Origin of the sequence: Pseudacidovorax sp. NFM-22, assembly GCF_021401245.1 — a bacterium.
Lineage (GTDB): Bacteria > Pseudomonadota > Gammaproteobacteria > Burkholderiales > Burkholderiaceae_C > Xenophilus.
Genome location: NZ_JACBFY010000002.1, coordinates 328,310 through 340,922, shown reverse-complemented (window position 1 = coordinate 340,922; position 12,613 = coordinate 328,310). Strand labels below are relative to the sequence as shown.

General features: G+C 69.0%; 12 protein-coding genes. 9 read left to right on the top strand and 3 right to left on the bottom strand.

Annotation, left to right across the window (positions count from 1 at the left end; genetic code table 11):
• Positions 1-83 precede the first annotated feature (83 nt).
• Complete coding sequence (locus tag L0984_RS07290; protein ID WP_234193077.1) at positions 84-1,157, top strand: aminopeptidase; 1,074 nt, start codon at positions 84-86, stop codon at positions 1,155-1,157.
• Between the two features lie 64 nt (positions 1,158-1,221).
• On the opposite strand, the gene L0984_RS07285 is transcribed toward L0984_RS07290, so the two are convergent.
• The 3 genes from L0984_RS07285 to L0984_RS07275 form a co-directional block, all read right to left on the bottom strand.
• The gene (locus L0984_RS07285) at positions 1,222-1,482 is read right to left on the bottom strand and encodes an acyl-CoA-binding protein (protein WP_234193076.1); all 261 of its coding nucleotides are present in this window, start codon (positions 1,480-1,482) and stop codon (positions 1,222-1,224) included.
• A 62-nt stretch (positions 1,483-1,544) separates the two neighbouring features.
• Complete coding sequence (locus L0984_RS07280) at positions 1,545-2,351, bottom strand: hypothetical protein (protein ID WP_234193075.1); 807 nt, start codon at positions 2,349-2,351, stop codon at positions 1,545-1,547.
• Between the two features lie 14 nt (positions 2,352-2,365).
• The gene (locus L0984_RS07275) at positions 2,366-3,040 is read right to left on the bottom strand and encodes a TetR/AcrR family transcriptional regulator (RefSeq protein WP_234193074.1); all 675 of its coding nucleotides are present in this window, start codon (positions 3,038-3,040) and stop codon (positions 2,366-2,368) included.
• Positions 3,041-3,279: 239 nt separating this feature from the next.
• Between L0984_RS07275 and rfbB the strand changes: the two genes are divergently transcribed.
• The 8 genes from rfbB to L0984_RS07235 all read left to right on the top strand — a co-directional run bounded on the left by rfbB (position 3,280) and on the right by L0984_RS07235 (position 12,534).
• Positions 3,280-4,356, top strand: coding sequence for a dTDP-glucose 4,6-dehydratase (rfbB, locus tag L0984_RS07270; RefSeq protein ID WP_234193073.1), 1,077 nt, complete (start codon positions 3,280-3,282; stop codon positions 4,354-4,356).
• Complete coding sequence (gene rfbD, locus L0984_RS07265) at positions 4,353-5,243, top strand: dTDP-4-dehydrorhamnose reductase (protein WP_234193072.1); 891 nt, start codon at positions 4,353-4,355, stop codon at positions 5,241-5,243. Before rfbB ends, rfbD begins: the two co-directional genes overlap by 4 nt.
• Positions 5,244-5,319: 76 nt before the next feature.
• On the top strand, positions 5,320-6,210 hold the full coding sequence (gene rfbA / locus L0984_RS07260) for a glucose-1-phosphate thymidylyltransferase RfbA (protein WP_234193071.1): 891 nt from the start codon (positions 5,320-5,322) through the stop codon (positions 6,208-6,210).
• On the top strand, positions 6,207-6,761 hold the full coding sequence (rfbC, locus tag L0984_RS07255; protein ID WP_234193070.1) for a dTDP-4-dehydrorhamnose 3,5-epimerase: 555 nt from the start codon (positions 6,207-6,209) through the stop codon (positions 6,759-6,761). Before rfbA ends, rfbC begins: the two co-directional genes overlap by 4 nt.
• Before the next feature lie 13 nt (positions 6,762-6,774).
• Positions 6,775-10,176: a glycosyltransferase gene (locus L0984_RS07250; protein WP_234193069.1), complete on the top strand. Its 3,402-nt coding sequence runs from the start codon at positions 6,775-6,777 to the stop codon at positions 10,174-10,176.
• The gene (locus L0984_RS07245; protein WP_234193068.1) at positions 10,173-11,225 is read left to right on the top strand and encodes a GHMP family kinase ATP-binding protein; all 1,053 of its coding nucleotides are present in this window, start codon (positions 10,173-10,175) and stop codon (positions 11,223-11,225) included. The genes L0984_RS07250 and L0984_RS07245 overlap by 4 nt, the downstream gene beginning before the upstream one ends.
• A complete protein-coding gene (locus tag L0984_RS07240; RefSeq protein ID WP_370645932.1) occupies positions 11,210-11,803 on the top strand; it encodes a D-sedoheptulose 7-phosphate isomerase in 594 nt (197 codons plus the stop codon). Before L0984_RS07245 ends, L0984_RS07240 begins: the two co-directional genes overlap by 16 nt.
• Positions 11,800-12,534, top strand: coding sequence for a sugar phosphate nucleotidyltransferase (locus L0984_RS07235; protein ID WP_234193067.1), 735 nt, complete (start codon positions 11,800-11,802; stop codon positions 12,532-12,534). Before L0984_RS07240 ends, L0984_RS07235 begins: the two co-directional genes overlap by 4 nt.
• Positions 12,535-12,613: the final 79 nt, after the last annotated feature.

Here is a 12,613-nt window from a genome sequence, read left to right as displayed (position 1 = left end):
GCAGGCCCTCTGCCGGCCCGGATGGCGTGCGCACCCCGGGCGATGTTGCAGGGACGCCGGCGCGGCCGAGGCGTTGGCGCCTGGTGTTGGCCACCGGCGGGGCCGTGGCGTCGCTGCTGCTCGCCGGCTGCGGCCCGCTGGGCTACTACGCGCAATCGGTGGGGGGCCACCTGGCCATCCTGCATGCGGCGCGCCCCGTGCCCGAGGTATTGCAGGACGCCACGCTCTCCGAAGGACTGCGCCGCAAGCTCACGCTGGCCCAGCACATCCGCCGCTATGCCAGCGACCGGCTGGCGCTGCCCGACAACCGCAGCTACACGGCCTATGCCGACCTGCACCGCGCCGCCGCCGTCTGGAACGTGGTGGCGGCGCCGGCCTATTCGCTGCAGCTCAAGACCTGGTGCTACCCGGTGGCCGGCTGCGTGGGCTACCGCGGCTACTACGACGAGGCCGAGGCCCAGGCAGAGGCGGCGCGCCAGCGGGCCGAGGGCCTGGAGGCGGCCGTCTACCCGGTGCCCGCCTATTCGACGCTGGGCTGGCTCAACTGGCTGGGCGGCGATCCCCTGCTGTCGACCTTCATCGGCTATCCGGACGGCGAGCTGGCACGCATCGTCTTCCACGAGCTGGCGCACCAGCGCTTCTATGTCTCGGGCGACACGGTGTTCAACGAGTCCTACGCCACGGCGGTCGAGCGCCTGGGCAGCGCCCAGTGGCTGCGCGACGAGGCGGACGAGCCGGCGCGCGAGGCCTATGCCCGCTTCGACCAGCGCCGGCGCCAGATGCAGGCGCTGATGCTGGCCACGCGCGAGGCGCTGGCGCGCGCCTACGGCTCGCCGGCCGCCAAGGCGGGCGACTGGGCCCGGGTCGAGGCGATGAAGCAGACCGCCATGCGCGAATTCCGCGAGCGCTATGCGCAGCTGCGTGCCGGCTGGCCGGCCGACGGCCGCCAGGGCGCCTACGACGCCTGGGTGGCGCGGGCCAACAACGCGACCTTCGGCGCGCAGGCGGCCTACGACCAGCTGGTGCCGCAGTTCGAGCAGCTCTTCGCGCGCTGCAACGGGGACTGGGCGCGCTTCCATGCCGAGGTCGAGCGCATCGGGCGCCTGCCGACGCACGAGGCCAGGGTGGCGGCGCTGGCGTCCGCACCGGCGCCCTGAACGGCCCGTCGACCGGGCAACAAAAAGCCGCTCCGGGGAGCGGCCTGGTCATGGGCCGACCTGTTCAGGCGGCGTGCAGGGCGTCGATCAGGTCGATGTACTTCTTCTTGGCCTCGTCGGCCGACACGCCCTTGTGCGTGTTCCAGGCATCCCACTTGGCGCGGGCGACGATGTCGCTGAAGCTGGGCTTCTTCTCGGTGTTGTCGCCGAGGGTCGCCTGCTTGTAGAGGCCGTAGATCTTCAGCAGGGTGGGGTTGTCGGGGCGCGAAGGCAGCAGCTTGGAGCGGGCTTCGGCGGCTTCGAAACGGGCTTGCAGGTCGGACATGGCGGGTGGGTCTGAAAAAAGCACGATTGTGCGCTTTTTGGTCGCGACAACGCTGGCCGACGTCAATCCGCCATGCAGGCCAGCGCCACTTCACGGTCCAGGCACTGCCGGGCGTCCAGCGGCTCGACGGCGGCGGCGTCTTCGTACAGCTGTTGCACCTGCGCGAGTGTCGGGTCGCCGCGCAGCGCCACCAGCGCCCGTGCGTACTCGACCCGGCCCGTGGCCGAGGCCGGGTGCAGCGCCAGGCCCCGTTCGAAGAGTTCGACCGCGCGTTCGGCGCGCACGCCGTAGGTCATGCGGGCGACGAGTTCGCCCACCTTGTCGATCACCTCCGCGTGGAAGGCGCCGAGCGCGAAGTGGGCATCGGCATGGCCGGGTTGCAACTGGATGATCCGCTCCAGCGTCTCCTTGAGGCGACCGCCCAGGCCCTGGGCCAGGGCCCGCGCGACGCTCACGGCCTGCGCATGGCGTCCCAGCGCATAGGCATGCCAGTACAGCGCCTGCACGTCCGCCCCGTCGGCCTCGTGCCGGGCCAGTGCCCGCTCGCCCACCTGGCGCAGCAGCGCCAGGCGCCGCTCGTCGTCGGGCTCCACATAGTTGGCATAGATGGCGGTGGCCTGGTCGGCCAGTGCGGCCCCGGGTGCGCCGCCGATCCGCTGGCCGGCCTGGGCCGCCGCCGCGAAATCGCCCGCGTGGTACAGCGCCCAGGCACCGGCCAGCGCCTCGGTGGCGGGCGGTGGCAGGGGCTGGCCGGCGTGCAGGGCCGTCCACGCGGTCCGCACCCGGGCGGCATCGAAAGGAAACCGACCCAGGCAATCGGGCGTGGCCCATTGCTCGGGCGGCGGAGGCGTGCGCAGGACAGGCGGCATGGCGGCAGGCTTTCTCAGGTCGAGAGGGCGTCTTCCTCGGGCGCCGGTGCGCTCGCCAGGCGCACCAGCTCTGCACGCTGGGCGGCGCCCAGGTAGGGCACCAACAGCTGCAGGGTGTGACGGGTGCCCCGCACCATCGCGTCGCAGATGGCACACGGCTCCAGCGCCTCGCGAGGATTGCACACGAATTCGTAGTTGAGCCAGTAGGTCGCCAGCACCACCATGCTGCGCGCCAGGGTTTCGCGCTCCGCGGGCTCCAGCCGCAGCAGTCCCGCCCCCGCCAGTCCCGAGAGCATGGCCTGCATGGCGGCCTCCTTGCGCGACAGCGCCTCGCGCAGGCGGGTCTCCAGGTGGTGGTTGTTGCTCAGCAGGTCGTTCATGTCCCGGTACAGGAAGCGGTAGCGTCCCATCAGCTCGAAGAGCTCGCGCACGAAGCGCCAGGCGCCTGCCAGGTCGCGCACGTCGGTGGCCTGGGCGAGGAGGGCGTCGAGGCTGGCCTCGAAGTCCTCGTGCAGGCGGTTGATGAGCGCCTCCTTGGCCGGGAAGTGGTAGTAGAGGTTGCCGGGGCTGATGCGCAGTTCGGTGGCCAGCAGCGTGGTGGAGACGTTGGGCTCGCCAAAGCGGTTGAACAGCGCCAGGGCGGTTTCCTGGATGCGCTGGGCGGTGCGGCGCGGCGCTTTCCGTGTCATGGGCAGCCTCCGTTGTCTCTTGTGTGTTCTGTGCCGGATCACTCTACCCCATGTGTCCGGGGCGTCCATGCTGCGCTGCGGCATCGGCGCTGGCTGTTGACACAGTGTCACAGTGAGTGGGTCTGACGTGCGTGATGTAGCGTTTGGTTGAAAAGACGCCGGGGAGGCGCATGGATAATCGCCCCCCTCGGCGCACCGCTCCCAGGGTGCGCCATTTCTACGATTCCTGCGAGAGATACATGATCCTTGTGACAGGCGGCGCCGGCTTCATCGGCGCCAACTTCGTGCTCGACTGGCTGGCTGGCGCCGACGAGCCGGTCGTCAACCTCGACAAGCTGACCTACGCAGGCAACCTCCAGACGCTGGCCTCGCTCGATGGCGACAAGCGCCACGTCTTCGTGCAGGGCGACATCGGCGACAGCGCCCTCATCGACCGCCTGCTGGCCGAGCACCAGCCCCGCGCCGTCGTCAACTTCGCCGCCGAGTCGCATGTGGACCGCTCCATCCACGGCCCCGAGGACTTCATCCAGACCAACGTGCTGGGCACCTTCCGCCTGCTCGAATCGGTGCGCGGCTACTGGAGCCAGCTGCCGGCCGAGCGCAACGCGGCCTTCCGCTTCCTGCACGTCTCCACCGACGAGGTCTACGGCACGCTCTCGCCCACCGACCCGGCCTTCACCGAAGAGAACAAGTACGAGCCCAACAGCCCGTACTCGGCCAGCAAGGCCGCCAGCGACCACCTGGTGCGCGCCTGGCACCACACCTACGGCCTGCCCGTGCTGACCACCAACTGCTCCAACAACTACGGGCCCTTCCACTTCCCCGAGAAGCTGATCCCGCTCATGATCGTCAACGCCCTGGCCGGCAAGCCCCTGCCGGTCTACGGCGACGGCATGCAGGTGCGCGACTGGCTCTACGTGAAGGACCACTGCAGCGCCATCCGCCGCGTGCTGGAAGCCGGCCAGCTGGGCGAGACCTACAACGTGGGCGGCTGGAACGAGAAGCCCAACATCGAGATCGTCAAGACCGTGTGCGCGCTGCTGGACGAGCTGCATCCCCGCGCCGACGGCAAGGCCTACGCCGAGCAGATCACCTACGTCACCGACCGCCCCGGCCACGACCGCCGCTACGCCATCGACGCACGCAAGCTCGAGCGCGAACTGGGGTGGAAGCCGGCCGAGACCTTCGACACCGGCATCCGCAAGACGGTCGAGTGGTACCTGGCCAACCAGGAGTGGGTGCGCAACGTGCAAAGCGGCGGCTACCGTGACTGGGTGGCCAAGCAGTACGGAGAGCAGCCGAAGGCGGCGGCATGAAGGTCCTGCTCTTCGGCAAGGGCGGACAGGTCGGCTGGGAGCTGCAGCGCAGCCTGGCGCCGCTGGGCGAGCTGGTGGCGCTGGACTTCGACAGCACCGAGCTGCACGGCGACTTCAGCCGGCCCGAGGCGCTGGCCGCCACGGTCGAGGCCGTGCGGCCCGACGTCATCGTCAATGCCGCGGCCCACACGGCCGTGGACAAGGCCGAGAGCGAACCCGACTTCGCCCGCGCCCTCAACGCCACCGCCCCCGGCGTCGTGGCCCAGGCCGCGCAGAAGCTGGGCGCGCTGATGGTCCATTACTCCACCGACTATGTCTTCGACGGCAGTGGCGACACGCCCTGGCGCGAGGACGACGCCACCGGCCCGCTGTCCGTCTACGGCGCCACCAAGCTCGAAGGCGAGCAACTCGTGGCCGGCCACTGCGAGCGGCACCTGATCTTTCGCACCAGCTGGGTCTATGCCGCGCGCGGCGGCAACTTCGCCAAGACCATGCTGCGCCTGGCCAGGGAGCGCGAGCGCCTGACGGTCATCGACGACCAGTGGGGCGCGCCCACCGGCGCCGAGCTGCTGGCCGACGTCACGGCCCTGGCCATCCGCGAGACCCTGCGCGATCCGGCCAAGGCAGGCCTGTACCACCTGGTGGCTGGCGGCACGACCACCTGGAACGGCTATGCCCGCTTCGTCGTCGAGGAGGCGCTGCGCCGGGGCGTCGAACTCAAGACCACGCCCGACGCGGTGGAAGCCGTGCCCACCAGCGCCTTCCCCACGCCGGCCAAACGCCCGCACAACTCGCGCCTGGACACCTCGCGCATCCGCAGCACCTTCGGCATCGAATTGCCGCACTGGCAGGCGGGTGTGGCCCGCATGCTGGCCGAAACCCTCTGACGATTGGCCGAACACCCATCAATCGCAGCCACCTGCGCGGATTGACCGCCAGTCCCTCTTTCCCAGGAAGCCAACGATGACCCAGAACAGAAAAGGCATCATCCTCGCCGGAGGCTCCGGCACGCGCCTGCACCCGGCCACGCTGGCCATCAGCAAGCAGCTGCTGCCCGTCTACGACAAGCCGATGGTGTACTACCCGCTGAGCACGCTGATGCTCGGCGGCATGCGCGATGTGCTCATCATCAGCACGCCGCAGGACACGCCGCGCTTCCAGCAACTGCTGGGCGACGGCAGCCAGTGGGGCATGAACCTGCAGTACGCCGTGCAGCCCAGCCCGGACGGGCTGGCCCAGGCCTTCATCATCGGCGAGCAGTTCCTGGCCGGCGCCCCCAGCGCGCTGGTGCTAGGCGACAACATCTTCTACGGCCACGACCTGCAGCAGCTGCTGGGCGCCGCCGACGCGCAGCCCAGTGGCGCCACCGTCTTCGCGTACCACGTGCACGACCCCGAGCGCTACGGCGTCGTCGAGTTCGACCAGGCCGGCCGCGCGGTGAGCATCGAAGAGAAGCCCGCCCAGCCCAAGAGCAGCTACGCCGTCACCGGCCTGTACTTCTACGACCAGCAGGTCGTGGACATCGCCAAGGCCGTCAAGCCCAGTGCGCGCGGCGAGCTGGAGATCACGGCCGTCAACCAGGCCTACCTGGAGCAGGGCAGCCTGAACGTGCAGATCATGAAGCGCGGCTATGCGTGGCTGGACACCGGCACGCACGAAAGCCTGCTGGAGGCCGGCCAGTTCATCGCCACGCTGGAGCAGCGCCAGGGCCTGAAGATCGCCTGCCCCGAAGAGATCGCCTGGCGCGCCGGCTTCATCGATGCCGCCCAGGTCGAGAAGCTGGCCGCGCCGCTCAAGAAGAACGGCTACGGCCAGTACCTGCTGCGCCTGCTGCGCGAGGAGTACCGGGGATGAACGTCACGAAGACAAAGCTGGAAGGCGTGCTGATCCTGGAGCCGAAGGTCTTCGGCGATGAGCGTGGCTTCTTCATGGAAAGCTTCAACCAGCGCGTGTTCGACGAGGCGGTGGGCCGGCACATCGAATTCGTGCAGGACAACCATTCGCGCTCGACCCGGGGCGTGCTGCGGGGCCTGCACTACCAGCTGCAGCAGGCGCAGGGCAAGCTGGTGCGTGTGACGCGCGGCGCAGTGTTCGACGTGGCGGTGGACATCCGCAAGAGCTCGCCGACCTTCGGGCAGTGGGTGGGCGTGGAGCTGAGCGAGAGCAACCACCGGCAGCTGTGGATCCCGGCCGGCTTTGCGCACGGCTTCGTGGTGACCAGCGACAGCGCGGACTTCCTGTACAAGGCCAGCGACTACTACGCGCCGGCGCATGAGCGCAGCATCCTGTGGAGCGATCCGGACATCGGGATCGAATGGCCGGACTTCGGGGGGGAGCCCAAGGTGTCGGCGAAGGATGCGGCGGCCGTGCCGCTCAGGCAGGCAGAGACCTATTCCCCGACGTGAGCGTTGAGCATCGATGGAAAGAGAACAAAGCGGGGAGACGTCGCCAAGCCTGCCGGGTATCAGTGGCCTCGTCATTTCGTACAACCGTGCCACCCTGATCGGGACCTGCCTCAAGGCGCTGTCGTTCGTCGATGAACTGCTCGTCGTCGACAAGTCGTCCGACGACGGCACGGCCGAGATTGCCGCGGGCCTCGCCGACCGTGTCGTCGTGGTGCCCTGGTCCGCGGTCGTGGAGGACACACGCGCCCAGGCGGTGGCGATGTGTCGGCACGAGTGGATCCTCTACCTGGACGACGACGAATGCCTGAGCGCCGAGTCGGCCGCATTCATCCGGGAGGAGATTCGCAATCCGAGGGCCGATGTCTATCTGCTGCCCCAGCGGCACTACATCCTCGGGGAGCATGACGAACGGGCCTATTACTGGCCCGAGCATCAGGTCCGGCTCTTCAGGCGCACCGCCGTGAACCTGAGCGCCACGGTGCACAACGGCATGGCCTTCGACGAGGCGCGGGCCTATCGCATTCCGCCGGAGACGGGGGTCTGCATCCACCACCTGTCGCACAAGGATGTGGCGCAATGGGTGGAGAAGCTCAACCGCTACACCTCGCGTGCGGATCGTGCTCGACCAGCGCATTCGGGGGCGGATCTGGTGGCGTTCGCCCATCGCGCGATCGACGAATACGCTGGCCGCACGCGCAGCGACGATGTCTCGGACTATCCGCACGCGGTTGCGGTGCTGCGCTCGCTCTACGACATCGTCGACCGGCTGAAGACTTGGGAAGAGGAGCGCGGCCTGTCGGGTGAGGAGGCGTTCCGCCGGGTATGCATCGACCTTGAGCGCGACTACGCGCGCAAGTTGCCGGCGCTGCGCGGAACAGGGGGGCAACTGGAGCACCTCGATCCGGGCGCTGCGCAAGGGGCCCCGAGCGAGTCGGAGGCCGACACCGAGCGTGCCCTGCGCGTGCTGTCCGAGCGCCTGCGGGCGCTGCGCTTGGAGCTCGACCGTCAACTTGCCGCCCAGGAACAGGACCGGCAGGCACAGGCACTGCTGCGCGACGCGCTCGACGAGCGCGACCGCCGGATCCAGTCCATCGACGGGCAACGCCGCAACGCGGTCCAGGCGCAGGCGCTGGCCGACATGCAGAGTGCGACCCTTCGTTCGCAGGTTGCGGTGCTCGAGCACGAGGTGCAGGCATTGCGTTCCTCGTCGTCGTGGCGCATGACGGCACCCGTGCGCTTCCTGTCCGATCTCCTGCGGCATCCCGAACGTGTCAAGCCGAAGGTGCTCCGTGCAGCCTACCAGGCGCACGAAGCCATGCCCTTGCCGCCCGCTCTCAAGGCCGCTGTCCGCGGCTTGGCGTTTCGGCTGGCGGCGCCCGTGTTCTCGGGCAGCCCGCGCTACGAGGCCTGGAAGCGCAAGCGGATGGCACCCGCCACCCTTGCATCGCTGCGGTTCGAGGATCAGCCCGATCCCACTGTCACGGTGGTGATCCCGGCTTACGGCAACCTTGAGATGACGCTGGCCTGCGTGGCCTCCATCGCGAAGCACCTGCCCAAGGCGCCCATCGAGGTCCTCGTGGTCGAGGACGCTTCGGGCGATCAGGAGATCCTGAAGCTCGCGCAGGTGCCGGGCCTGAGGTTCCATGTCCATCCGCAGAACCTCGGCTTCCTGCGCTCCTGCAACGCAGCGGCGAAGATGGCCCGGGGCCGGTACATCTGCTTCCTCAACAACGACACCGAGGTCGAGGCGGGCTGGATCGACACCATGCTCGAACTCTTCGAGCGCGACCCGAAGTGCGGCATGGTGGGCTCCAAGCTGCTCTATCCGGACGGCCGCCTGCAGGAGGCGGGCGGCATCCTCTGGCGCGACGGCAGCGCCTGGAACCTCGGCCGGCTGGATGACCCGGATCACAGCCGCTACAACTACGTCAAGGAGGTCGACTACTGCTCGGGCGCCTCCATCCTGTTGGCGCGCGCCCTCTTCGACGAACTGGGCGGCTTCGACGAGTACTACCTGCCGGCCTATTGCGAGGATTCCGACCTGGCCTTCCGCATTCGGGCGCGGGGCCTGAAGGTCCTCTACCAACCCGCGTCGCGCGTGATCCATCACGAGGGGCTGTCCCACGGCACCGACACCGGCTCGGGGGTCAAGGCCTACCAGGTGGCCAATCAGCGCAAGTTCCTCCAGCGATGGGCGCAGGTGCTGGAGCGCGAGCATTTCGCCAACGGCGAGCATGCCCTGCTGGCGCAGGACCGCGCCAACCTGTGCAAGACGATCCTCATCATCGACCACTACATCCCGCAGCCGGATCGGGACGCAGGGTCGCGCTCGATGAACGCCTTCATCGACGTCCTGCTGTCCATGGGACTGCGCGTGAAGTTCTGGCCCCACAACCTGCAGCCGGATCCGGTGTACGGGCCCCAGTTGCAGCAACGGGGCGTGGAGGTCATCTACGGCGCACGCTATCACCAGGGCTTCGAGGCCTGGATCCGCGAGATGGGCCGCGACCTGGACTATGTCCTGATCAGCCGGCCGGATGTCGCCGCGGCCTTCCTGCCTGCGCTGTGCGCATACAGCCCCGCCAAGCGGCTCTACTACGGCCACGACCTGCACTACGAGCGTGAACTCGCGAGCGCGCGGCTGAGCGGGGATGCCGCGGCCGCCGAGGCGGCCGAGCGCATGCGGCAGCTGGAGCTGAGCATCTGGCTGCAGGTCAGCACGATCTACTATCCCTCGCCCACCGAGACGGCGGCGGTCCAGGCCCATCCGGGCGCGGGCACGGCCCGCACCCTGCCGCCGTACTGTTTCGAGCCCCGCCCGACGGCGCCGCTGGAAGGGCGCGAGCGGCGCCGGCTGCTCTTCGTGGCCGGCTTTGCGCACCGTCCCAACGTGGACGCCGCCGTCTGGTTCATGGCGCAGGTGTTCCCGCTGGTGCTGGCCGCCGAGCCGGACGTGCAACTGATGCTGGTCGGCTCCAATCCCTCCCCGGAGGTGAAGGCGCTGGCGAGCGAGCGTGTCGAAGTCACGGGCTATGTCACCGATGCCGAGCTCGAGGCGATCTATGCGCGCGTCGGCCTGGCGGTGGTACCGCTTCGCTTCGGTGCCGGCATCAAGGGCAAGGTCGTGGAGGCCATGCACAACGGCGTGCCCCTGGTCACCACCTCGGTCGGCGTGCAGGGCCTGAGCAGCACCGGCGATGCCGCCAGCGTGGCGGACGAGCCGCAGCAGATGGCGCACGAGATCCTGCGCCTGCTGCGGGACGACGACGCCTGGCGGCAGTCCGCCGCAGCGGGTCCGGCCTACGTGGCCGCGCATTTCTCGGCCGCGGCGATGGAAGCCGTCCTGGTGCAGGACATCGATGTCCGGCCCTACACCGACTACACGCGCTCTGCGATCAAGGAGACGTTTGCATGAAGGCAATCATTCCTTCTTCCACTGTCGTGGCCCGCGCCAGGGCGCCGCTGCGGCTCGGCCTGGGCGGCGGAGGCACCGATGTCTCCCCCTACTGCGACCAATACGGCGGCGAGGTGCTCAATGTCACCATCGACAAGTACGCCTATGCCACGGTGTGCGCGGCCGAGCACGGCACGGTCCGCCTGACGGCGGCCGACAGCGGACGTGTGTGGCAGGGTGCCGCCGAGCCCGTGCTCCAGCGACAGCAGGGCCTGGACCTGCACGTCGGCGTCTACAACCGGGTCGTGCGCGACTTCATGGGCGGCCAGCCGCTCGCCGTGGACGTCATCACCCATTCGGAAGCGCCCCCCGGCTCGGGGCTGGGTTCCTCGTCCACCATGGTGGTGGCGCTGCTCCAGGCCTTCTGCGAGTACCTGTCCCTGCCCCTGGGCGAATACGACATCGCCAGCCTGGCCCACGACATCGAGCGCGTGGACCTGGGCATGGCCGGCGGCAAGCAGGACCAGTACGCGGCCACCTTCGGCGGCATGAACTTCATGGAGTTCTACGCCGACCGCGTCATCGTCAATCCGCTGCGCATGAAGGCTGAACTCAAGGCGGAGCTGGAGTCCTCGGTGGTGCTCTTCTACACCGGCGTCTCGCGCGAATCCGCCGCGATCATCGCGGAGCAGACGGACCACATCCGTCGTCGCGACAGCGCGCCGCTGGAGGCGATGCATCGCGTCAAGGCCGAGGCCCGCGCCATGAAGGAGGCCGTGCTCACCGGCAACCTCGAAGCCTTCGCCCAGTCGATGCGGACCGGCTGGGAAGAAAAGAAGAAGCTGGCTCGCAGCATCAGCAATGCGGCCATCGACGAGGTCTATGACGCGGCCATGGCGGCCGGGGCGCTCGCCGGCAAGGTCTCCGGCGCCGGCGGCGGCGGCTTCATGATGTTCGTGGCAGAACTGTCGCGGCGTCCTGAAGTCATGCGCTGCCTGCAACGCTTCAATGGCCAGGTCTTCACCTGCAATTTCACCGAGCGTGGCGCTCATTCCTGGAGAAAGAATTGAAATCCATCATCGAACAGCAGATCGACGCCACCCTGGCCTGCCTGCGGGCCGTACGCGAAGACACGGCCCTGCTGGGCCGGGTCGAGGAGGTCGTCGAGGTCATCGTGCAGGCCTTGCAGCGCGGCAACAAGCTGCTGCTCGCGGGCAATGGCGGCAGTGCGGCCGACGCCCAGCACATCGCCGGCGAGTTCGTCAGCCGCTTCATGTACGACCGGCCCGGGCTGCCGGCCTTCGCGCTCACGACGGACACGTCGATCCTCACTTCCGTGGGCAACGACTACGGCTTCGAGAGGGTGTTCGAGCGCCAGGTGCAGGCGGTGGGCGTGCGCGGCGACGTGCTCTGGGTCTATTCGACCTCGGGCAAGTCGCCCAACATCCTGCGCGCCATGCGCCAGGCCCGGCAGGGTGGCCTGACGGTGATCGGCTTCACGGGCGAGCGCGGCTGGGCGGAGCCAGACCTGTGCGACATCGAGATCGCCGTGCCGTCGCCCGAGACGCCGCGCATCCAGGAAGGCCATGCCATGCTGGGCCACATCATCTGCGGGCTGGTGGAGGCCCGGATCTTTCCCCGCGCATGATGGAGCCGGCGCTGGTCCTCGCGGGCGGGCTCGGCACCCGCCTGCGCGCGGTGGTGGGCATGTCGACGCCCAAGCCCATGGCCATGGTGGGCGGCGAGCCCTTCCTGCATTGGTTGCTGCGCATGCTGGCGCGCCAGGGGGTGCCGGCGGTGTACCTGTCCGTCGGCTTCCTGCACGACGCCATCAGCGGTGCGCTGGGGGACCGGTTCGAAGGCCTGGACCTGCATTACGTCGTCGAGCCGGAGCCACTGGGCACGGGCGGTGCCGTCGCCCTGGCCGCCAGCCGAATTGCGGCGCCCCGCTTTCTGGTCCTCAATGGGGACACCCTGGCGGCCATGGACCTCCAGGCCTTCGCGGCCCAGGCCCGCGCCGACGCCGCCGACCTGAGCATCGCGCTGGCGCAGACGTCCGATGTCGGCCGCTATGGCGCCGTCCTGTACGAGCCGGACACGCGCAAGGTGACCGGCTTCGCGGAGAAGGGCGGCAGCGGTGCGGGCTGGATCAATGCCGGCGTCTACATGGTCGACAAGGCCGCCCTGCAGCGGCTGGACCTGCCCACCCGGTTCTCCTTCGAGCGCGATCTGATGGCCGATCGGCTGGCCCAGCTGGACATGCGCGCATGGCCCGGCGTCCAGGACTTCATCGACATCGGCGTGCCCGAGGACTACGCCCTGGCGCAGACGAAGGTTCCCAGGCTCGTCGGGTCGTCGCCCCAGGGCGGGCATGCGTGAGCCGTGCAGCCGCTGGTGCAGCGGACTCCTGCCGGCAGCGACCCATCTGCGGGCCGTCGGCACGGCCGCCGACATGAAG